The sequence below is a fragment of the Exiguobacterium sp. AT1b genome (assembly GCF_000023045.1).
Lineage (GTDB): Bacteria > Bacillota > Bacilli > Exiguobacteriales > Exiguobacteriaceae > Exiguobacterium.
The window spans coordinates 912,264-932,890 of the sequence record NC_012673.1 but is presented as its reverse complement, the minus strand read 5'-3'; the positions used below and the strand labels follow the sequence as shown (position 1 = coordinate 932,890).

The window sequence follows — 20,627 nt, the reverse complement described above, 5'->3', positions numbered from 1 at the left end:
CAGTCATTCCTATTTGTAATGGAAGGAGCATTCGTATGCTACCAGTGAAAAAGAATGATCGTCTCGATGTCCACGTCCACGACCTGACCCATGAAGGGGCGGGTGTGGCACGTGTTGACGGCTATACGTTGTTCGTGCCGAACGCGTTGCCGGGAGAGACGGTCGAAATCGTCGTGACGAAGACGAACAAGCAGTACGGGTTCGCCCGATTGTTGAACGTGAAAGAAGCGAGCGCGGACCGGGTCGAGCCACCGTGCCCGATCTTTTATCAATGTGGCGGCTGTCAGCTGCAACACTTCAGTTATGAAGGGCAACTTCGCCAAAAACGAGAACGCGTCGTCGACGCGCTCAAGCGTCTCGGTCAGTTCGACGTGCCGGTCCATGACACGATTGGGATGCCAGAACCTTGGCGCTACCGCAACAAGGCACAAGTCCCGTTCAAACAAGAAGGGGACCGTCTCGTCTCAGGCTTTTATCGTCCTCGTTCGCATGATATCGTCGAGATGAGCGAATGTCTGATTCAAGATGAGCGTAATGACAAGGCGATTCAAGTCGTCCGTGATGTGTTGGACGCACGTGGCGTACCGGCGTATGACGAGAAGACAGGACGTGGAGTTATCCGTCACGTCATGGCCCGTTACGGGTACCATTCGGGTGAACTGATGATCGTCCTGATCACGAAGACGACGAAACTAAAAGGCGTGAATGAGATCGTCGCCGATATCGTCGAACGTCTTCCGGACGTGACGTCGATCATGCAAAACGTCAACCCGGACAAGACGAACGTCATCCTCGGGGCGACGAACAAGTTGCTCTACGGCCACGAGACAATTGAGGATAAAATCGCAGGACTCACGTTCACGATTTCTCCGCACTCGTTCTTCCAAGTCAACCCGGTTCAAACGGAGAAGCTGTACGGGAAGGCGTTAGAGTACGCACAACTGTCAGGTACGGAACAAGTCGTCGATGCCTATTGCGGTATCGGGACGATCAGCCTTTTCCTCGCCCGGAAAGCGGCGCACGTGTATGGTGTTGAAGTCGTTCCAGAAGCAATCGAGGATGCGAAACAGAATGCGCTCGTCAATGAGATCGACAATGTGACGTACGCATGTGGTGCAGCGGAAGATGTGCTCCCACAGTGGAAGAAAGATGGCGTGAACCCGGACGTCATCGTCGTCGACCCACCACGTAAAGGCTGTGCCGAATCGTTCCTTGAGACGATGGTCGAGATGGGACCGAAGCGAATCGTATACGTCTCGTGTAATGTTGCGACACAAGCGCGTGATATGCGTTACCTCGCCGACCATGGCTATCGCTTGATGGAAGTGACTCCGGTCGACATGTTCCCGCATACGGCGCATGTGGAAACGGTGGCGTGGTTGGAGAAAATTGAAAAGTAAGCTTGAAAAGTACATGGTAGATAAGGGGTTTTTAAGGTTTTGGGATGGACTCAAGACTTTAAAAACCTCTTTTTATTTATTCATCGGAAATGTATTCAGAAGACTTCTTACTGCAAGGTAAGGACATCACTACTTGGGAAAAAGAGTTGAGGTTTATGCTGGTGAGTTAACAAGTTGAACATAATATGTGCATTATTTAAAGGAGTAAACAAATGAGTGAAGAATCAAAAAAATGGATATAGAATGCCACCAAACATTACCTATCATAGACGCGTGTCAAATAATATTTTCTTTCTAGAGCATCATTCTGTATAACTTGTCGAAAATAAAGAATGGAATGATTTTCTACATAATATACGATAAAGGGACAGAAGTACGTAATGATTGATGCGTTTAAAGTAGTAAACAATGAATGAACGTTTATCAAAAAAATTGAATCTACATGGAGACAAACGATGAGTAAAATTATCTTTTCAGTGCAATCAATAGTAGAAGTCCTGCAAAATGGACATCTTAAAATCCCAGAGTATCAGCGACCATATAAATGGGAACGTAGGCATATTCGCAACCTTTTTTATGATATACGAGAAGCTATTGATAAGAACGTGAGTGAGTATCGAATCGGCTCAATCATTTTGCATCATAAAGACAGTGAAAATATAGATATCGTGGATGGACAGCAACGTTTGATTTCAATTTCATTATTTCTGTATTTTGCCGCAAAAGACAATCTGCCTGACGGTGCTAGCAACTTACTAAACGCAAATTACATAGGCGCCTCACAGCTTCATGCAAAAGAAAACTATGATGAATGGCGTATTCTTTGTGGATTAATTTCGAAAGAAGAGGTCGACGTCATCAGCAACTTTATGATGAATCATTGCAAAGTTTCCGTCATCGAGATGCCATCAGAAGGTTTAACAGAAGCTTTTCAACTGTTCGATTCCCAAAATAACCGTGGCAAGGCCTTAGAACCTCACGATTTGTTGAAAGCCTATCATTTACGATCAATTAAAGATCCGACAGAACGCACCATCGAAAAATGGGAAGAATTTGTTAACGACAAAGAATTTAATCTTCGCGATTTATTTGACAAGCATTTATTTAGAATAAGACGTTGGGTAAACGGTGATTCAGGATTGTCTCGAAAAAAGTATGGCAATGAATTAAAATTCACTGAGCGATTTATTGATGATTTCAAGGGTGTTGACCTTCAAAATGCGTCATATCCCTACTTGCGGTTATACGAAGAATTACGTAAACACGAAATTGGATTCCCTAATTCGATTTGTATGCCAATAATTAATGGGAATGCCTTCTTTGATTTTATCGAATTCTCATATGAACTTTTCAAAAATAATTTCTATGAGGACAGTATAATAGACGGCTTTCTTTCAGATGAACTCCAAGAGATAGTGAACAGTAAGAAAAGCAAATATTCCAGAAACATCAATTTATTCACTAACCTACTCGCAACATTTGTAGATCGTTTTGGAGTGGAGGCACTCGACCGAGAAACGTGTGAGAAGATTTTCGTCTGGGCGTTTTATCCAAGAACTGCTGCAAAAGCAATATACGATACCACACTCGCAAATTATGCAGCGAGTGGGACATTCCAAAAGAAAAAAAGTCAGAAGCTGTTTCAAGAATTAGCGGTTTCGGCTACTCCACGCGAATTTGTTGCACGAATTAATACTGATTTACTTGGCAATCTAACTGCTTCAGACATTGCAAATAAGCTTAATCAGGAGACGAAAAGGTGAACAATCCTCTATCTATATTTGATTTACTGAATGATAATAGCTATTCAGTCCCACTGTATCAACGAAATTTTGCGTGGACTGACGTAGAAATCACACAACTGATAATAGATGTACTCGATTCGATCAAAGAAGGTCGTTCCGAGTATTTTATAGGCACTCTCGTCGTAAGTAAGGATGGGGACGAATACTCGATCATCGATGGGCAACAGCGATTTACTTCTATACTCCTGATTGCTCTTGCGATTCAAAATGAATATGCTCCTTCCACAGAGTTCGTAAAAAAAATCAATTTGTGCTTTTCAGCACGAAAAAGATCCAATGATACGTTAAAAAGTTTATTTTTAAACGAGAGCATAACTGAAGAAACGTCAGGCAATGAATTACGACGTGGTTATAATGAAACAGTGAGTGCTCTGAAAGAACATATAGGTTCTAATGACTATCGAAACATTTCAATTGAAACATTCTATCGATACCTTTTCCGAAATGTGAAAATTTTTATTAGTGAGATGCCTGAAAACTTAGATGTTAAACTATATTTCGAACGATTCAATTCACGCGGTGAACAATTGGAATATCATGAAATTATAAAAGCTGAGCTAATGCAACGACTTGTTGCAGAAGGAGTCGCATTTTCCAAAGTTCAAAAATTCGCTAAAATTTGGGATGCTTGTTCCGAATTCGAAACCCCTTGTATTCAGTTCTTCAATAAAAAAACAAAGGGATCAGATGCTGACAAAGAACGAGAAAAAGTATTTAATTGCGAGTGGAGTGAATATGAACCAGGAAAGAATTCTTGGAGGTATGGATATAATCTTAAAAATATCTATTCGAACATGGTCGTTAACAAGGAAAATAAAAAATCGCTCATTAGCGCCATTGACGAAACGTCTATGAATGGTGCTGATGCAGATGTTCAATCTACAGGTAACGAGAATTCCAATAAATATCGATGTATTGTGAATTTCAATACATTTCTTTATTATGTTTTGTATTTGACTGATCATGTAGAAGAGGACTCAATCCACTTGGATGATAAAAAATTGAAATCAGCTTTTAAAGTATCTTCAAGAGATAGTCGATGGATACTGAGATTCGGGGAAAATTTACTGAAAGCGAAATTTATTTTTGATAATTTGATCATCCGGAATTCTCTTGAAACGACCAATAGGCGCAAAGAGGGAGAATGGTTTCTACAAAAATCCTATCGCGAAGACAAGAACGAAAAAGCGAGAGGGCATTTATATGTTCAAACGCGATTTGATAAAAATTCTTTTTCGACCAATAATCACGAAATATTGATGTTGCAATCAATGTTTGCGGTCACATTTACAGCTTATAAAGATACTAAATGGTTATATTCAACGCTCAAATTTTTATTCGAACATACAGACGAGTTAAATGAGGCTGACTTCGGTAAAAAATTCGTTGCCTTTTTAGAGTCAATGTCTAAGAAATTTGCAAAAGAAAGAATATGTAACGATAGCGAACTTGATGCTCACAGTTTAAGATACGATCATTTTGTGCCTGTATATGCTTTCAACTTAACCGACTATGTGTTATGGAAAAACAGAGAAAAGTTGAAACTAGACTATACTACCATCAAGTTTGATGATTTCCACTTTACATACAGACGTTCAATTGAGCATTGGTATCCGCAAAATCCAAACGTGACCGAAGGGAAATCGAAAATGTCTGATGATTTGCTACACTGCTTCGGGAATCTATGTTTGATCGTGGCTAGTCAGAACTCTTCATTCGGTAATCTTGATCCACTTGCCAAACTAGAGAATTGGCGAAATATTTTTTCTACTCAAAGTCTGAAGTTACAAATGATGGCAGTGAGCAGCAAAAAATTTGGTGTTTGGAATGAAACGAAACGTAATGAAATTTTAGAAATGGAAAACGATATGTTGCAACTGCTGAGCGAATACATCTATTGAGTTTTTTGCTGGAAAAATAGTTTACAGTGCAAGATGTAAGGATGAAAGTATTTTGTCATTTTTTATAATGTAAAACCAATCATGTACGTCGAGACGGTAGCTTGGTTGGAAAAAGTAGAATAAGATGAATGTATCATGCCTTCGATTGACTCAATCGAGGGCTTTTTTTGCAAACAGCCGAAAGGGGAGTCGGAGATGAGGAAAATCATTGTTCTGGAACATTTATCGTTAGACGGTGTCATTCAAGCACCGGGTGGGAAAGAAGAGGACTTGAGTGGGGATTTTATGCATGGGGGATGGACGGAGCCGTTTTCGAGTCAAGAGCTTGGCATTTGGATTCGGACGCAAATGCATAGTGAGTTTGATTTGTTGCTCGGTCGAAAGACATATGCTCAGTGGGCGAGTTATTGGCCGAATCACGATGACATTTGGCCGGAAGCCAACCGGGCGATGAAGTATGTGATCACGCGGCAGTCAACGGACTCACGATGGGAATCAACGACGTTTCTGACAGAGCCAGTCGAAGCGTTGAAACGACTCAAACAAGAAGAGGGACCCGATTTACACGTCTGGGGAAGCGGTGAACTCGTGCACACGCTACTCGCAAACAATCTCATCGATGAAGTTCGACTGATCGTGTATCCCATCATCATCGGGTCAGGCAAACGACTTTTCCCAGACGGCAACATCTTGCCACTGCAACTTGACGTGATTGAGCAACAGCTGATGCCGAACGGGGTCCATGTCGTTCGGTATGGACGCCTTCAATCGGAAGGGGAGAAGAGATGAGAATCGAGCAACATCTCGAAATGACCCTTTCAGAATCGATGGATAAGGAGCTGACCGAGCTACTGCAACACGCGTTTCCTTCCATCTATCCGAATCGTCGCTACTTCAAGCAGTTGCCCCATCTCCGTCTGATTGCGTATGAAGACGAACGGATCATTGGCCAAGTCGGGCTGGATTTTCGTGTGATGAATGTGGACGGAGAAGCGATTCACGTGCTCGGCATCATCGATCTGTGTGTCCGGGAAGAAGTTCGAGGACGTGGGGTCGGACGGGCGCTGATGGAAAAAGTCATTGCTCTCGGAGAAGCGTACTCAATCGACTTTCTCTTGTTATTCGCAGACCGAACAGACCTTTACGAACGCATCGGGTTTCACACGGTATCTAACGCATGCACGTGGCTTAAAATCAATGACGAGAATCAGACGACACGCGGGATTGGGGAGGCACGTTTTGAAGAATTGATGATTCGTCAGGTGGGAGACAAACGATGGACCGACGGAACACTCGATGTGCTTGGATACTTATACTAGGAGGGTCTAGATGAAGTGACAGACATGTATAAGACGTATGCACAAAAAATCGAGGACCGAAAACAAGTGTATGAAACGATTGCTGATACTTTTGATGTGAAGCGGGCGCTTTATCCGGGAAGTCACGTCGACGTCGCCCCTTCCCTCGTCATCCCTCATGTCATCTATGTCGACAGTTTCAAAGGGACAATCCGTTTCTTCAAGCAAATTGAAACGGTGCAGGAGCTAATGGATCAACGAAAGGAATATGATGAGCCGTGTACGATTGAATTTTTTGGTCAGGACTATACGCAGCCGCTCGACATCGAACCCGTTGACTTGATCATCTCGCAATATGCGGGGTTTGTCGGTCAGGTGACGAAACAATATTTGAAGCCGGGTGGCATCTTGCTCTGTAACGATAGCCATGGAGATGCGACGTTGGCGCGATTCGATGAAACGTTCGAGCTGATTGGGGTCATGGGAAGTACAAATGAACTCATTCAGACAGGGCTCGACGATTATTTCCGATTGCCGAAAGGGAAAGACGTGGATGTAGCCGAAGTGAAGAAGACGATGAAGGGACCGAGTTATTTAAAAGCAGTTGAGCATTATGTGTTTCAAAAAAAGGAGGGATTGAATGAAGCAATATACGATTCGAACTCGTAACGTCCCGCTTTCCCTGCATGATGCGGTCATCACAGAAGCGACTGTGACGGGTTCGACAATCCGTCTCGTCTTTATGGATGGGATCCGTGACTTGTTCAAAAAGGAAGCGGTATGGACGGGTCGTGCCACCGTGACCATCTCGAACGTGGACTGGGATACTTCGTCGCTCGTCCGTTTTGGTGAATCCACTTATTCGGTGTGTCCAATCGAACAATTGAGCCAGTTCGTTCAAATGGGGCGCTTCGAAATCGTCGATGAACTGTACGGATATCGGCAACTGTTGTTCCGCTGCATGTGGTTGACGGATACGACGTGTGAAGCAGTGGAGCTGAGTCTATCTCATGTAAGTGAGCTCGTCATTCGATGGGAAGACGAGCCGGTCGAAGCGATGTATCAATCTGAATCATTTTGAGGAAAGTGTGAGACCGACGCGATCGGCGACCGCTTGCGCAACATCCTGTTTTGATCGATGGTCCGTTATAATTTTTTCTGCACGGATGTCAGATTCGAATGCGGACTGGCAGCGATCAATCTGCGCTTTCCCCCAAGAGTTGAACCATTCGAAACGTTTATTCAATCGTTTCACGAGCGTCTGTCGATTCGCTTCAAGGATGAGGTGACGTACGTCGATCCCGTCCCGCTGAAGTCGACCTATGATTTCATCTACATACGTTGCGTCCACCAGTGTCATGGGAACGATGATGACCCCATCGAAGGACGTGGCAATCTTCGACAGCATTCGATAGTTGAACTCCCTCCATTCCGGATGGTGCTGAAAATCGGGCTGTTGAAGACTTTTCGGCAATTGGTCCCGAATGAAAAAGCCGACCTGCTCCGGGTCATAGAGAAACGCGTTTGGCAACTTTTTCTCAAGTATCTTGGCACAGGTTGTCTTGCCAGAACCGAATGCGCCGTTAATCCACAAAATCATTGTCATCATCCTTTCGTGTTTATATTCTCTATGACTACAATGGAGTCCTACAAAAAATACCCCATAGTAGCGGAATTCGAATTCCATCTACTATGGGGTGTTGTCATGCTGTCTTAGGATTAGGTGATTCTGTTTCTCGTAACGCATCGACTCGTTTGTATTCTTCGGTATCGGTCCACAGCTCGTCTTTCAACGGGTTGAGACGTCGTTTCACAATACGTGATACCTGCATGACGGCGAGCACGACGTTGAGGGCGAGACTGATGAGTGCGAGCGTCCAGTTTGCTGCGGGATTATACGAGACGCTCACGTTGAACGTACTACCGACCGCAAAGAAGTAAGGGAAGGTCATGACCCACATCATCCAAATCGAGAGCGTTTGGGCACGGTTTTGCATCCATGTTCCTTTCGCCCAAAGGAGGGCAGGAATGGTTGCGGCAATGTTCAACGCAAATCCGGAATAAAATGCGTTACCCGGTGCACACGAATAGACGTAGGAAATGTTCCAAATCCCATATGCGATGATCCACAATTTCGTTTGGTCCGGCCAAATCATATCGACTCGCTTACCGGACGTCGCAAAGATCCCGAACCAGCCACAAATCGTGAGAATGTTCAAAATTCCGGCGAAGGCGTTGACGTAGTTCCACCCACCGGAGATGTAAGTCATGCCGTCGACGACCCCATCAAATCCCATGAAGCCGACTTGAAACTCCCGTATGACGGCCTCCATGATATTGATGGCAAGAATGGCAGGGACGAGTACTAAATACCAAGGATGTTTCTTATGGTAGTTCGTGAAGCGGATGACCATATAGATCAGCGCGCCGGCGAGTGCCGAATACACCTTCACCCAATGGAACCATGACGTGATTTCCGAATCGACAACAAACAACCAGATTGGGGTCAACGCAATCGGTAACGCCATGAACATAAGTTGACTGGCCCGTTTACCGGAACGGACGAACTCGTTCAACCCAATCAACAGCCCAAGAACGACTAACCACATGACGACGTTATACCAAGGAATTGACTCGAAGAAAAACATAACATGACACTCCTTTCGAAAATGAGATGATCAGAAATAAATGCAGTAACTAAACATACCGAACGTTCGTTATGTTTATGTGAAAAGTGTAACAAAGTGTTGTAAACGCTGTCAATAGAAGGCGTGAGCTCACATGGAAGTGTCGAAAGTTCGCCACATCATTATGGTATAATGAGCGATGAAAACAGAGGAGGGTGCGAGATGATGATGAACGAAGGAAAGTTGAAAATTTTACAAGCCGCGCGTGAAATCATCGTCGAACAGGGCATCAAAGGCACGACGCTCCGAGGGATTGCGGAGCGGGCCGGATTCAGTACGGGTGCGATTTATCATTACTACACGTCTAAAGAAGCGATTCTATATGACGTGATGGACGAGGGACTTGGAGAAGTCAAACGCATTGAGACCGTTTCCCATGACGATCAAAAAGAAGCGGCGGTGATCATCCAGGAAATCTATGAAGGTATGCAGGAGCGCCTTCAAAAAGATGCGGAGAGCCGACTTCAATTTTATCTCGCCCACGAAGCGATGATTGGCAATGAGGAGATCGAACAAAAATTCAAAGAGAAATATGAAGACTGGATCACACGGATTGAAGCTATCTTTGTACGGGCTTATGGAGTCGAGCAAGGGCCGATGACCCGGGCGATCGCCACATGGACGATGGCCGGGATTGACGGGATGGTCCTCCAGACGCTACTTCGCACGGGAACGATTGAACCGGAATACACGAATCGTGTGCTTCATTACTTATTGACCGAAGGATTCCCGCACTTTTTTCAACTCATTCGCTCGAAAGAAACGGATTATGAGTAATGTCAGTTGATACAATCCGACGGACATAATAGAATAGATGAGTGATTTTGTTGGACTGTATGGATGAAAGGAACTGATTTTACGATGAAAGAAAACTTTTGGCGCGATCTTCCGCGTCCATTCTTTATACTTGCCCCGATGGAAGATGTGACTGATGTCGTTTTCCGCCACGTCGTCGCCCATGCGGGACGCCCGGACGTCTTTTTCACAGAATTCGCAAATTCGGATAGCTATTGCCATCCGGAAGGGAAAGGCAGCCTCCGTGGCCGTTTGACGTTCACCGAGGACGAGCAGCCGATGGTCGCCCACATCTGGGGAGACAATCCGGAATACTTCCGTCAAATGAGTATCGGGATGGCCGAGATGGGCTATAAAGGACTCGATATCAATATGGGTTGCCCGGTACCGAACGTCGCGAAACGTGGAAAGGGGAGCGGACTCATTCTCCGTCCTGAAGTTGCGGCTGAGCTCATTCAAGCAGCAAAAGCCGGCGGCATCCCGGTCAGCGTCAAAACGCGTCTCGGTTTCGCGAAGCTCGATGAGTGGCGTGACTGGTTGACGCATCTCTTGAAACAAGACATCGCGAACTTGTCCATTCACTTGCGCACGCGAAACGAGATGAGTAAAGTCGACGCGCACTGGGAGATGATCCCGGACATCGTCAAATTGCGTGACGAGATTGCACCGGATACGCTCATCACGATCAACGGGGACATCCTCGACCGTCAAATGGGACTCGAACTCGTTGAGAAATACGGGGTCGATGGAGTCATGATCGGTCGTGGGATCTTCAAGAACCCGTTCGCGTTTGAGAAAGAGCCACGTGAGCACTCGATGGAAGAACATCTTGATCTATTGCGTCTGCAACTGGACCTTCAGGATAAATTCCAAGAAGACGTGCCGCGTTCGATTTCGAATTTGCACCGTTTCTTCAAGATTTATGTCAAAGGATTCCGTGGGGCGAGCGAGCTACGCCATAACTTGATGGAAACGAAATCGACGGATGAGGTACGAGCGTTACTCGATGCCTTTGTCGAGAAATATCATGAAGAAGAGGCAGCGCTGGCTGCTGAATAAGCTTACTGGATACGAGGCGTACTCGTATCTTTTTTTGCAGGAAAAGTCATTTACGGGACGAATGAGAACAAGAGAGATAAAAAGGAGGGAGAGCGGATGCTACACGTTCAAGGACAACATTTGGTCAATACGACAGGAGACGTTGTTCGGTTGCGTGGTTTCACGTTGACGGCCTTATATTGGGAGCCGACACAAGTGGTCACGGAACTGTATCCGACGGATGAGCCATATCGTGTCATGCGAGAAGTGGGAGCGAATGTTGTTCGTCTCACGTTCCACGCTCGCTTGATCGAACGTGAACCGTTTGTAGAGGAAACAGCCGGTCTCGAATGGTTAGATCGACAACTTGATTTCGCTCAAACAAACGGATTGTACGTCATTCTTTGCCTCATTTTGCCGCCGGGAGCGGACTGGATGGACGATCGTCCTGAACCAGATTATTCTCTTTGGAGCGATCTGTCGAAACAGGAACGATTTCGTTGGATTTGGCGGACTTTACTGACACGTTATAAAGGAACGACACGTGACGAGGCGATTGCAGCGTTCGACTTGTTCAATGCTCCTGCTACGATTGATGGGACTGGAGAGGCATATCGTCAATTACTACAGACGACTGTAGACGAATTATATGCTCTCGACTCGCGCCGTATTTTCATTGTCGCGCCATGTTATGGTACGAATGGTATGAAACACGACGACCTATCGAGAGAGTGGATTTTGTTAGATAATCCGAATGTGATGTATGACCTTCACTTTTACGATCCTTTTTCGTATACCCACCAGTATGCGGAGTGGGTTGGTGTTCATGAAGAGGGTGGCGTTTATCCGAATCGCTCTCTGTTGGAGTCTACACTGGAAGGCGATATGCCACGCGATCAATCCTATCTTGCCCGACAGCTCGAACCACTTCTTCATTTACGAGTGATGCATGAGGTCCCGATTTTCATCAGCGAGTTCGGTTTGATTCATCATTGTTTTGAAGATGGACGAGGCGGTTTGGCTTACGTGAATGATTTCATCACATTATTAAATGAAGAGGGCATCGGTTTTACCTATTGGGACTTTCAGTCGACAGTCATGGGACTGTTTCGTTCAGATGCCCGATTATCGCTTATGCAATCGGATCTTCAACCTGATCTTGCCCTTACATTATTTAAAACATAATCCTGTCTGCGATGGATGCAGACAGGATTTTATTGATTTATAGACCAAAATAGGATATTTTTGATATATCGGATGACGATATAACGAAGCGCGATATAAAGGAGTAGGATACGTGACACAACAGTCGAGTACAGGCGCATTAACCGAGGCGGTTTATTATATATTGTTGTCTCTTCAAGTCCCGAGACATGGGTATGGGATGATGCAATTCGTTCAAGAATTGAGCGATGGGCGGGTTCAACTCGCCCCAGGTACGTTATACGGCGCCCTCAGTAGTCTGGTAGAGCGAGGATGGATTCAGGCGCTCGAAGGTACGGGGCGGAAGAAAGAGTATGAAATCACGGAAGCGGGTCGAAAGGCACTTCGGTCGGAGTTAAATCGGTTAGAAGAACTGGTGCGACATGGTCATGAATGGACGAAGGAGTTGGACACATGAAGACGAAAACGATCTATCGCATCTTTGTTGATTATGAGAAGGAAGAGAAGTGGCTCAACGAGATGGCTCAAAGCGGATGGGCACTCGAATCCTTTCGTTTGATGCGATATGTGTTCAAACAAGTCGAACCTGGGACGTTCACCTATCGAATCGAATTGTTGTCAAACTTACCTTCGCACCCCGAATCGAAGGCGTATATGGCCTTCCTGGATGAAGTGGGCATCGAAGTGGTCGACACGTCGTACCGGTGGATTTTCTTACGAAAACGAACGAGTGACGGACCGTTCCAATTGTATTCGGATTTTGATTCGATGATTCAGCGAGAAAAACGAATCATCCAACTGTATGGCGCAGTGCTAGCCGCCAACTTTGTTGTGGTGGTAGCGAATCTTTCCAATCCATATGCGCAGTGGACCGTCCTATTGAACATAGCTGTCGTCGCGATGTTGGCTTATGCGGTACAGCATCATACTCGGAAAGTCAGGACACTAAAAGGTCTCAAAGCGATTGGAGAGATGAAGTCGTCAGATTGAGCGCATGGTTAGGAGGAGCAAGATGGATTCACCAGAATGGAAAGACTGTATCATTTGTTTCGGATTGATTGCGGGAACGACACTCGGTGTGATTCTCTCGTTCTTCTTCGATATCGAGCTGGTATATGGGATTGCGAGCGGGGCGATGATTGGCTACATTGGCGGACTTGCCATATCGATTTGGAAGAAATGATGGATCAGGGTAACATTCCTCGTCTCGATGACGAGGTTTTTTTGATAGATTGTGACGAATGATATGAGGTTGGGATCTATAGTTATAGAGGGGTTATTACGAAGGGGGTAACTGGATGGATGACCAGGTCATCATCGATTGGTACTGGGAACGATCGGAGTATGCGATTATCGCGACGAAGAAGAAATACGGAAGCTATTGTCACCGTGTTTCTTACAATATTCTACAAAATCGCGAAGACACAGAAGAGTGTTTGAACGACTTATATATGAAAGCGTGGGAGTCGATCCCGCCGACACGCCCCCTTCGACTCGGAGCGTATTTGACGAAGATCGTGCGAAATCTCGCACTACAGCGTTATAAGAAGAATCATGCGAAAAAACGTGGCGGTGGGGAAGTCCCGCTCGTCTATGAAGAGCTAGAACACGTCCTCACGGAATCAATGAAAGACGAGGACCTCATTGACCTGTTGAATGCATTTCTAGCAGACCTGCCACGACTGACAAGGGTGATGTTCATGCAACGTTATTTCTATTTACACTCGATTCAAGAAATCGCAACGACACACGAGCTCGGGGAGAGCCATGTCAAAATGACCTTGAAGCGCACGCGGGATGCGTTACAGCGAGCGCTTGAAGCAGAAGGAGTTCGTGTATGAAAAATGACCAGATCCTTCGACTACTCGGTGAAGTCGATGACCGGTATATAGAGGAATCGATGATGATAGAGCGAAAACCTTATCAACGACTAAAATGGGGAGGGGGACTTCTCGTTGCAATCGCTGCGGGGTTCATGCTCTTCACATCGAATGTCTGGAACGAACGCATCCCATTATCTACGGATTCCACTGCGAATTCCGTTCACATTGTCGACCAATCAAAAGTGACATCAGATATTTCCGAGGAAAATATGATGGACATGACCGAGGATGAACTCTTTTCGAAATGGAATCCGGTCGTGGTCAGAGGAACGGTCACGGACATTCGACATATCGAGATTGATTTCAATGGGGAGACCGAATATCAGTCACTTATCACGATACACGTATCTAATGTGTATCGAGGGGATGTGCAAATCGGGCGAGATTTGATTGTTCGTGCTGATGCCATCAAGGAAACCGGACAGACAACAGATGCATCTGTTATCTCGCACGTGAAACAGGGCATGGAAGGAATTTTCATGCCGATTCCATATGATGACGAGTTTGTCTGGGAACAAAATGATGCCACGCTCCGATTGAAAGACATTGCCGATTACGGTTTTCCGGATGGGGAGCGTTATCTATTTTTAGATACTCCGAACGGACTCTTGTTCGAGCGGGATGCTTACCCGTCCTTACAAGGTGTGGACTCACTCGATGAAGTAGAGGACTGGATGATGACGCGATTTTCAGAATAATGGAGAACTCAAATCGATAAGGGGGAAATGGATATGGAACGAAAAATTACCGTAAAAGGGACGGGGAACGTCTCATCTCGACCGGATTTGATTGTGATTCACATGGATCTCGTCTCGAAAGCGCCACGGTACGAAGATACGATGACCGAGGCGGCAAGTGCGGTGTCACATCTTCAAAAAGCCATCACGCGCGCAGGGTTTGACAAGACGGACCTCAAAACGAGTGACTTTTCGATTGATACGGAATACGAGAGCTATCGTGATCGAGATGAGAATTATCGGTCGCGTTTTGTCGGATACGTCTGTAAGCAGAAGACGAAGCTCGAATTTGCGCTAGATACGTCTAAACTATCGGACGTCATCGAACAAATCAGTCAATCTCGAGCAAATCCGAAACTCTCCATTCGCTTCACGATGAAAGACCCGAATGCGATCGAGGATCAGCTATTGGTGAGTGCCGCGGAAAATGCGAAGAAACGAGCAGAGCTTCTTGCGAAAGGAGCAGGCGCTGAACTCGGAGACTTGCTTCAAATTGACTACACATGGGGAGAGATTCATCTGTTCTCGCCTACAAACGTCCTCTATAGTCAGGACGTCGTCTATTCGGAATCACGAATGCCTGAACTTGAGCCAGATGACATTGATGTCAGTGATTCGGCCACATTCGTTTGGAATCTCAAATGAGGCGACTGACTTTCTTGATTCTCGTTTCACTCTCGATTGCGCTGCCCGTATCCGCTCTCTCTTGGGCCTATACGTTTGTCGTGTTCGACCGAAACGCATATGAAGTGCTCGACACAACAATCGAGGAGGATGCACTCGGTGACGTGATCGGTGAAGTGGAGACAGCGGTCAATGATGAGACGGGACGTTACTACGGGAATGCTTCGAACGGATATCCGATTGGGACGGTGTATCGTGAAGTCGTCGGGGAGTCTGTGGAAGACGTCATTGCGGTCGAGGACGGTTCGGAGTGGAAGCGAGCGGAGTACCGGTTCGAAGCACCGTATCATTCACGTGATTTTATCACCTTCTTCGGCTATTTGCTGCTCGGGATGGGCATCATCATGATAAGTTGGTCGTTCTTCAAGCGAAGTTCGCTGTACCAAAAAGAAGCATGAACGAACGTGGAAATGGGAACGGGAATAAAGAAAGGTTCGGTAAAGGGGGATTTATCATGAACATCTTGATTATTTTTGACTCACTATATGGTCATACTGAAAAGATTGCTCATGCGATGCAGCAAGAGCTGTCGAAAGACCATGAGGCACGTATGGAACACGTATTGAATATTGGATTAGGCGACTTGGCACATGTCGACCTGGTCATCATCGGCTCACCGACACATGGGGGATACGAAACGGAAGACATTAAAGTATTTTTGGACGGAATTTCGGACAATGCGTTACGAGGGAAACGGACGGCTGCCTTTGACACGAGTGTCGTCAAAGAGAAACAGAATCCGATACTTGGTAAAATCATTGATTGGTTCGGTCATGCCGTCAATCGGGTCGAAGGGGAAATGATTGAAAAAGGGGCGACGGGTGTCCAAAAAGAGTCGTTCCTCGTCGATGGGACGACGGAGATGTTGAAGGAAGGCGAACTCGAACGCGCGAAAGCGTGGGCGCGTGAGTTGGTCGGATAGTACACGAAACGCATTCTGATAACAGAGTGCGCTTTTTAGTTGAAGAGGACGAGAAGAAGAGAAAAGCGGGTAAATATATAGTATTCAACTCTTCAGAGAGGAAGCTGGTTGTGATGAAAAAAATGGAGCGGGATGTATTGGTCGGTTGGATTGTCGTCGTGCTTGTCCTCTTGATGCATTTTCTGATCACCATGTCTCTTGGCAACTCGTACTTTGCTGAAAGTTCGTTGAATCGAATGTTGTGGCTTTCGAGTTTTCCGGCATTCTTAATCGCATTCGTCGCAGCCTTCTTCCAAAAAACGAACACTGTCTTCCTAGCGGTTCGTCGTGGGCTACTGTGGACCATCGAGTTGATGGTCGCCTTCACCATTCTCGCTTGGGTGTTCCGTTCTTTCGAAGGACTGTATGCGAATGCTGGTCTCTACTGGTTGTTCGGTGCCGTCTTAATTGGACCAATCTTTTATCTGATGGCGTTCCGACGTCAACATTCGAAACGAATCCGCACCCCTTGATTGAAACGCTTCCTCTCAAAGGAGGCGTTTTTAGATTGCCTCAGGATGGGAAAGGATAGAGAGAAGAAAGATTGGAGGAGAGTGCGATGAGCCAGTATTTTTCATCATCTTACGAAGAGTCGCGAGAGAAGTTCTTGAACTTACTGTCTGAAGTGAAACGATTTTATCCGAAAGCGGAGCTGTTGACACACTCGATCGGGGATGAGAGTATCGACGTCATTTTAGGAGAACCGAAACGAGAACGAAAAGCGATGATTCTCATGACGATCGGGGAACATGGGATTGAAGGGTATGCGGGCGCCGCGGTGACCCATCAATTTGTACAAACGCAACTCGCGCATGTCCGTCATGAGACGACGGGGATTTGTCTCATACATGCAGTGAATCCATGGGGGATGAAACACTTTCGACGTGTCAATGAACACAATGTCGATTTGAACAGAAATTACGTCATTGATCGTGAGTCGGTCCCATATAACGTGAACCGTGAATATGAGCTGATGCGCCATCTCTTCGTACCGGACGGAGTAATTGACGACTACCATGAGGCGCGTGAACAGATCTATTCATTTCTCGGCTCTGGAATTAAGCTTGATGGCTTCAAAGCGATGAGTGGAGCAAAAGGGATGGGGCAATATCAATTCCCGAAAGGGGTGTATTACGGGGGAGATGAAGACGAACCGTCTGCCATCTTTTTGAAGGGGATTCAACATGATTTACTTGAACGCTATGGAAAAGTCGTCCATCTCGATTGGCATACCGCACTCGGACCGACAAACGAGGTGACGATGGTCATCAGCAAACGGGACGGTCGCACGGAAGATGAGTTAAAACAAGCGTACGGTCTCGACAACGTCAACGTGTATGACCCGGACGAGGTACTCGGAGATTCGACGAATCATTTTTACTACGTGCGCGATACGGAATACCCGGACAAGGGTCTCGTTTCTGCCTTATTTGAATTCGGTACGTTTGGAACGTCGACAAAAGCATCCATCCGTGAATTTTTAACGATTATTTTAGAGAACCGGCTGTTCTTTGAAGGGACAAAGGACCCTGAGGCACGAAACGGTATTCAAAACGAATTCATGGCGATGTTCTATCCGGAAAACGCGGATTGGCGAGAAGCTGTTTTACGAGAAGGAGCGAAAGCCGTTGAAGGTTATCTAAAAGGTGAAGCGCTCTGGCGCGACACATAAGAGGGTTTCTCGAAGTTGGAATAGGGAACAATGAAGTTGTGAGTGTTTTCGCTAAATAATGACTGTGGAGGTTGGATGATGGGATATATTACAGCACATGACGGTACAAATCTATACGTAGAGGATGTCGGGTCTGGGGAACCGATTGTCTTCTTGCACGGCTGGCCAGCAAACAACAATATGTTCGAGTATCAGAAGAATGCGCTCGTCGAAGCGGGATATCGCTACATCGGCATTGATTTCAGAGGATACGGGAAATCTGATGCCCCGGCGACAGGTTATGACTATGAGACAATGGCGTCTGATGTGCATATGGTCGTTTACGGACTTGGCTTAAAAGATTTCACGCTCGTCGGTTTTTCAATGGGTGGGGCGATTGCAGTTCGCTACGCTGCCGACTATAAAGAGGATGGTCTGAAAAAGTTAGTGTTAGCGGGAGCAGCAGCACCAATCTTCACACAGCGTGCAGATTATCCATATGGAATGACAACGGACGAAGTCGACGCGTTGATTGACGATACACGGGCCGACCGACCGAAGATGCTCGAAGGGTTCGGAGAAATCTTCTTCGAGAAAGAACATTCGAAACCGATGCAAAACTGGTTCCACCATCTCGCGCTCGTCGCGTCGAGCCATGGGACGATTGCCTCGGCACAGGCGTTACGTGACGAAGATTTACGAGATGCCCTGCCGAAAATTGATGTCGAGACGTTGATCATCCATGGAGTACATGACAAGATCTGTCCTTTCGCATTCGCCGAGCAGATGGAGCAAGGCATCTCGAACGCGCGAATCGAGCGCTTTGAAGAGAGTGGACACGGTACGGTGCTGGATGAACGAGAGAAATTTAACGATACGTTGTTGCAGTTTGTTCAATAATCGATGGCCTCCGAATCGGGGGCTTTTTGTATGTCGATAAGGGTAAGAACCAACGAAAACGGGTATAATTCAATTGGAGTTCCCTTCCATTTTTTGAATCACTGAAACATCGCTGTGACTAGAGTCACGATGTTTTTTTGTGTTGTTTTGGAGAAAGGGGGATGAAACCAGATTAGAACATGGATTTAGTTCAACCTGTCCTACCATTCATGGTACAATAGCGGGGTGGATTAACAGATTGAGGAGAGATTTAAATGAATATCGCTTTCTTTTTATATCCGAAAGAAGACGTCAAATATTTGGACCCCGAATCAACGGTACGACAAGCACTTGAAAAGATGAAGCATCATCGATTCACGTCTGTCCCACTCGTTTCGGAGAACGGATTTTACGCCGGGACGATGACAGAGGGGGATTTACTCTGGGCACTCGCAGAACAGCTTCGCGGGGAAGAAGACTATGAGAAAGTGCTCCGGACACGTCTAAAAGACATTAAGCAACGCGTTCGCTATAAGCCGGTCTCGATTACGGCACAAATTGAAGAGCTCGTCGATGCGATCACGGACCAAAACTTCGTGCCGGTCGTCGATGACGGCAAATACTTCATCGGCATCATCCGACGCCGTGACATCATCGAGTATTACTCGACAAAGTTGAAACAACTGGAGAATGAAGTCCGATAAGTAACAAGCCAGAACCGACTCCCGGTTCTGGCTTGTTTTATGTTTCTTTCCGCTTCGTTTTCAAAAATAGGAGTAGGGCAAACCTCAATCAAGTGGTGGAAAATGGGGTAACACATATTCTCCTAATTCATCGATGACGTCTTCTGCCGGACGTTCTCCGTCGAAGAGGGCGAAGAAGAGATGATTCACGCCGATGGCACGATACGCTTCAAGCAACTTGATCAAGTGATTGCGACCGATTCGGAAACCGAGACGAATCGGCGTCGGTGGCTCGTCTGGGTCATGCGTCAAGTCAAGATGCATCGGCATCGAGAAGGGACGGAAGGCACGACCATGCGCTTCACCGCTCGCACGCCACGCGTCGAGCACTTGCTGTTGTGCGAAAGGTGACTGCGGGTAGTACATCCACCCGTCTCCGTTCGCCCCAAGCCAGTCCATGTCTTGTTGTGCGAACCCGGTGATCATCGTCGGGATCCGCTTCTTCGGACGCGGTACGAGCGTTGCCTGTTCCACCTCCCCATAAGGTGATTCAATAGTTGGATAGTTGTTATAGAGCGCATGCTCCATGACACGAAGCGATTCTTTGAACTGGTCGCCACGTGTCGGGTGATCGACTCCGAGCCCTTTGAAATCGGCACGACGGTCACCTGAAGAGATCCCGAGAATCAATCGTTCTGGGAACAATGCTTCAATCGTTGCGACTTCCTTCGCCGAACGAAGGGGGTGACGGAGTGGCAAGACGAGCGCGGACGTACCGAGCGCAATGTTTTTCGTTTGACCGAGTAAATGTGTCCCGTAGATCAGCATGTCATAAATCTGACCGACAGCCGGGTCTAAGAAGTTCGGGTCTTTGAGTAAGACATCACGTAACCATAGCGCTGTGAAGCCATAGTCGTCTGCCTTTTGAGAAAGCTCGACTTGACGTTCGAGTGTCGGAGTACGCATTTTGAAGTTTTCTAAAGGGATGTGGAGGCCGAGCGTGAGCTCGCCCTCCCGATACATCCAGTTGTAGCTTTTATGATTGTTGAACATAAGTTCCT

General features: G+C 46.3%; 25 protein-coding genes. 22 read left to right on the top strand and 3 right to left on the bottom strand.

The annotated features are described in order from the left end of the window. The first annotated feature begins 35 nt into the window (after positions 1-35). From rlmD to EAT1B_RS04910, 7 genes are all read left to right on the top strand, one after another. The gene (gene rlmD / locus EAT1B_RS04940) at positions 36-1,400 is read left to right on the top strand and encodes a 23S rRNA (uracil(1939)-C(5))-methyltransferase RlmD (protein ID WP_012727037.1); all 1,365 of its coding nucleotides are present in this window, start codon (positions 36-38) and stop codon (positions 1,398-1,400) included. A gap of 455 nt (positions 1,401-1,855) precedes the next feature. Next, positions 1,856-3,163, top strand: a complete 1,308-nt coding sequence (locus EAT1B_RS04935; protein WP_012727036.1) for a DUF262 domain-containing protein — start codon at positions 1,856-1,858, stop codon at positions 3,161-3,163. Continuing rightward, positions 3,160-5,106 carry a DUF262 domain-containing protein gene (locus EAT1B_RS04930; protein WP_012727035.1) on the top strand — a complete coding sequence of 649 codons (1,947 nt, stop codon included), beginning with the start codon at positions 3,160-3,162 and terminating at the stop codon, positions 5,104-5,106. The genes EAT1B_RS04935 and EAT1B_RS04930 overlap by 4 nt, the downstream gene beginning before the upstream one ends. Before the next feature lie 195 nt (positions 5,107-5,301). After that, on the top strand, positions 5,302-5,895 hold the full coding sequence (locus EAT1B_RS04925) for a dihydrofolate reductase family protein (protein WP_012727034.1): 594 nt from the start codon (positions 5,302-5,304) through the stop codon (positions 5,893-5,895). Further along, complete coding sequence (locus tag EAT1B_RS04920) at positions 5,892-6,425, top strand: GNAT family N-acetyltransferase (protein WP_012727033.1); 534 nt, start codon at positions 5,892-5,894, stop codon at positions 6,423-6,425. The genes EAT1B_RS04925 and EAT1B_RS04920 overlap by 4 nt, the downstream gene beginning before the upstream one ends. Before the next feature lie 15 nt (positions 6,426-6,440). After that, positions 6,441-7,073 carry a hypothetical protein gene (locus EAT1B_RS04915; RefSeq protein ID WP_012727032.1) on the top strand — a complete coding sequence of 211 codons (633 nt, stop codon included), beginning with the start codon at positions 6,441-6,443 and terminating at the stop codon, positions 7,071-7,073. Beyond that, positions 7,045-7,485, top strand: a complete 441-nt coding sequence (locus EAT1B_RS04910) for a hypothetical protein (protein ID WP_012727031.1) — start codon at positions 7,045-7,047, stop codon at positions 7,483-7,485. Before EAT1B_RS04915 ends, EAT1B_RS04910 begins: the two co-directional genes overlap by 29 nt. On the opposite strand, the gene EAT1B_RS04905 is transcribed toward EAT1B_RS04910, so the two are convergent. Together EAT1B_RS04905 and EAT1B_RS04900 are read right to left on the bottom strand one after the other, a co-directional pair. Continuing rightward, entirely contained in the window at positions 7,477-8,004 is a 528-nt protein-coding gene (locus EAT1B_RS04905; protein WP_012727030.1) for an AAA family ATPase, read from the bottom strand. The two genes, EAT1B_RS04910 and EAT1B_RS04905, sit on opposite strands and share 9 nt — an antisense overlap. A gap of 103 nt (positions 8,005-8,107) precedes the next feature. After that, complete coding sequence (locus tag EAT1B_RS04900; RefSeq protein WP_012727029.1) at positions 8,108-9,052, bottom strand: DUF5692 family protein; 945 nt, start codon at positions 9,050-9,052, stop codon at positions 8,108-8,110. 201 nt (positions 9,053-9,253) lie between these two features. Here EAT1B_RS04900 and EAT1B_RS04895 point away from each other — a divergent pair, with 201 nt between their 5' ends. From EAT1B_RS04895 to EAT1B_RS04830, 15 genes are all read left to right on the top strand, one after another. Beyond that, positions 9,254-9,868 carry a TetR/AcrR family transcriptional regulator gene (locus tag EAT1B_RS04895; RefSeq protein ID WP_012727028.1) on the top strand — a complete coding sequence of 205 codons (615 nt, stop codon included), beginning with the start codon at positions 9,254-9,256 and terminating at the stop codon, positions 9,866-9,868. Positions 9,869-9,952: 84 nt separating this feature from the next. Beyond that, a complete protein-coding gene (locus EAT1B_RS04890; protein WP_012727027.1) occupies positions 9,953-10,945 on the top strand; it encodes a tRNA-dihydrouridine synthase in 993 nt (330 codons plus the stop codon). 96 nt (positions 10,946-11,041) lie between these two features. Further along, positions 11,042-12,109: a glycoside hydrolase family 5 protein gene (locus tag EAT1B_RS04885; RefSeq protein ID WP_012727026.1), complete on the top strand. Its 1,068-nt coding sequence runs from the start codon at positions 11,042-11,044 to the stop codon at positions 12,107-12,109. Between the two features lie 112 nt (positions 12,110-12,221). Next, positions 12,222-12,545: a PadR family transcriptional regulator gene (locus EAT1B_RS04880; RefSeq protein ID WP_012727025.1), complete on the top strand. Its 324-nt coding sequence runs from the start codon at positions 12,222-12,224 to the stop codon at positions 12,543-12,545. Further along, entirely contained in the window at positions 12,542-13,078 is a 537-nt protein-coding gene (locus tag EAT1B_RS15610; RefSeq protein WP_012727024.1) for a DUF2812 domain-containing protein, read from the top strand. The genes EAT1B_RS04880 and EAT1B_RS15610 overlap by 4 nt, the downstream gene beginning before the upstream one ends. Before the next feature lie 22 nt (positions 13,079-13,100). Beyond that, positions 13,101-13,271, top strand: coding sequence for a hypothetical protein (locus tag EAT1B_RS15915; protein ID WP_012727023.1), 171 nt, complete (start codon positions 13,101-13,103; stop codon positions 13,269-13,271). Positions 13,272-13,386: 115 nt separating this feature from the next. Next, the gene (locus EAT1B_RS04870) at positions 13,387-13,929 is read left to right on the top strand and encodes an RNA polymerase sigma factor (RefSeq protein ID WP_012727022.1); all 543 of its coding nucleotides are present in this window, start codon (positions 13,387-13,389) and stop codon (positions 13,927-13,929) included. Next, positions 13,926-14,669 carry a hypothetical protein gene (locus EAT1B_RS04865; RefSeq protein ID WP_012727021.1) on the top strand — a complete coding sequence of 248 codons (744 nt, stop codon included), beginning with the start codon at positions 13,926-13,928 and terminating at the stop codon, positions 14,667-14,669. Before EAT1B_RS04870 ends, EAT1B_RS04865 begins: the two co-directional genes overlap by 4 nt. Positions 14,670-14,702: 33 nt before the next feature. Further along, positions 14,703-15,353, top strand: a complete 651-nt coding sequence (locus EAT1B_RS04860; protein WP_012727020.1) for an SIMPL domain-containing protein — start codon at positions 14,703-14,705, stop codon at positions 15,351-15,353. After that, on the top strand, positions 15,350-15,790 hold the full coding sequence (locus tag EAT1B_RS04855; RefSeq protein ID WP_012727019.1) for a hypothetical protein: 441 nt from the start codon (positions 15,350-15,352) through the stop codon (positions 15,788-15,790). Before EAT1B_RS04860 ends, EAT1B_RS04855 begins: the two co-directional genes overlap by 4 nt. A 56-nt stretch (positions 15,791-15,846) precedes the next feature. Next, positions 15,847-16,314, top strand: coding sequence for a flavodoxin family protein (locus EAT1B_RS04850; RefSeq protein ID WP_012727018.1), 468 nt, complete (start codon positions 15,847-15,849; stop codon positions 16,312-16,314). 113 nt (positions 16,315-16,427) lie between these two features. Next, a complete protein-coding gene (locus EAT1B_RS04845) occupies positions 16,428-16,826 on the top strand; it encodes a hypothetical protein (protein WP_012727017.1) in 399 nt (132 codons plus the stop codon). Positions 16,827-16,912: 86 nt separating this feature from the next. Beyond that, positions 16,913-18,025 carry a M14 family metallopeptidase gene (locus EAT1B_RS04840; protein ID WP_012727016.1) on the top strand — a complete coding sequence of 371 codons (1,113 nt, stop codon included), beginning with the start codon at positions 16,913-16,915 and terminating at the stop codon, positions 18,023-18,025. Between the two features lie 75 nt (positions 18,026-18,100). Continuing rightward, positions 18,101-18,904: an alpha/beta fold hydrolase gene (locus EAT1B_RS04835; RefSeq protein WP_041917926.1), complete on the top strand. Its 804-nt coding sequence runs from the start codon at positions 18,101-18,103 to the stop codon at positions 18,902-18,904. Between the two features lie 254 nt (positions 18,905-19,158). Next, the gene (locus tag EAT1B_RS04830) at positions 19,159-19,587 is read left to right on the top strand and encodes a CBS domain-containing protein (RefSeq protein WP_012727014.1); all 429 of its coding nucleotides are present in this window, start codon (positions 19,159-19,161) and stop codon (positions 19,585-19,587) included. 84 nt (positions 19,588-19,671) lie between these two features. On the opposite strand, the gene EAT1B_RS04825 is transcribed toward EAT1B_RS04830, so the two are convergent. Then, entirely contained in the window at positions 19,672-20,619 is a 948-nt protein-coding gene (locus EAT1B_RS04825) for an LLM class oxidoreductase (RefSeq protein WP_012727013.1), read from the bottom strand. Positions 20,620-20,627 lie beyond the last annotated feature (8 nt).

Coding starts and splice junctions, on each gene's coding strand:
- EAT1B_RS15610 (WP_012727024.1), top strand. CDS start 12,542: ATGAAGACGAAAACGATCTATCGCATCTTTGTTGATTATGAGAAGGAA.
- EAT1B_RS04885 (WP_012727026.1), top strand. CDS start 11,042: ATGCTACACGTTCAAGGACAACATTTGGTCAATACGACAGGAGACGTT.
- EAT1B_RS04855 (WP_012727019.1), top strand. CDS start 15,350: ATGAGGCGACTGACTTTCTTGATTCTCGTTTCACTCTCGATTGCGCTG.
- EAT1B_RS04910 (WP_012727031.1), top strand. CDS start 7,045: ATGAAGCAATATACGATTCGAACTCGTAACGTCCCGCTTTCCCTGCAT.
- EAT1B_RS04830 (WP_012727014.1), top strand. CDS start 19,159: ATGAATATCGCTTTCTTTTTATATCCGAAAGAAGACGTCAAATATTTG.
- EAT1B_RS04825 (WP_012727013.1), bottom strand. CDS start 20,619: ATGTTCAACAATCATAAAAGCTACAACTGGATGTATCGGGAGGGCGAG.
- EAT1B_RS04840 (WP_012727016.1), top strand. CDS start 16,913: ATGAGCCAGTATTTTTCATCATCTTACGAAGAGTCGCGAGAGAAGTTC.
- EAT1B_RS04935 (WP_012727036.1), top strand. CDS start 1,856: ATGAGTAAAATTATCTTTTCAGTGCAATCAATAGTAGAAGTCCTGCAA.
- EAT1B_RS04860 (WP_012727020.1), top strand. CDS start 14,703: ATGGAACGAAAAATTACCGTAAAAGGGACGGGGAACGTCTCATCTCGA.
- EAT1B_RS04850 (WP_012727018.1), top strand. CDS start 15,847: ATGAACATCTTGATTATTTTTGACTCACTATATGGTCATACTGAAAAG.
- EAT1B_RS04865 (WP_012727021.1), top strand. CDS start 13,926: ATGAAAAATGACCAGATCCTTCGACTACTCGGTGAAGTCGATGACCGG.
- EAT1B_RS04870 (WP_012727022.1), top strand. CDS start 13,387: ATGGATGACCAGGTCATCATCGATTGGTACTGGGAACGATCGGAGTAT.
- EAT1B_RS04895 (WP_012727028.1), top strand. CDS start 9,254: ATGATGATGAACGAAGGAAAGTTGAAAATTTTACAAGCCGCGCGTGAA.
- EAT1B_RS04925 (WP_012727034.1), top strand. CDS start 5,302: ATGAGGAAAATCATTGTTCTGGAACATTTATCGTTAGACGGTGTCATT.
- EAT1B_RS04905 (WP_012727030.1), bottom strand. CDS start 8,004: ATGATTTTGTGGATTAACGGCGCATTCGGTTCTGGCAAGACAACCTGT.
- EAT1B_RS04835 (WP_041917926.1), top strand. CDS start 18,101: ATGATGGGATATATTACAGCACATGACGGTACAAATCTATACGTAGAG.
- EAT1B_RS04920 (WP_012727033.1), top strand. CDS start 5,892: ATGAGAATCGAGCAACATCTCGAAATGACCCTTTCAGAATCGATGGAT.
- EAT1B_RS15915 (WP_012727023.1), top strand. CDS start 13,101: ATGGATTCACCAGAATGGAAAGACTGTATCATTTGTTTCGGATTGATT.
- rlmD (WP_012727037.1), top strand. CDS start 36: ATGCTACCAGTGAAAAAGAATGATCGTCTCGATGTCCACGTCCACGAC.
- EAT1B_RS04900 (WP_012727029.1), bottom strand. CDS start 9,052: ATGTTTTTCTTCGAGTCAATTCCTTGGTATAACGTCGTCATGTGGTTA.
- EAT1B_RS04845 (WP_012727017.1), top strand. CDS start 16,428: ATGAAAAAAATGGAGCGGGATGTATTGGTCGGTTGGATTGTCGTCGTG.
- EAT1B_RS04890 (WP_012727027.1), top strand. CDS start 9,953: ATGAAAGAAAACTTTTGGCGCGATCTTCCGCGTCCATTCTTTATACTT.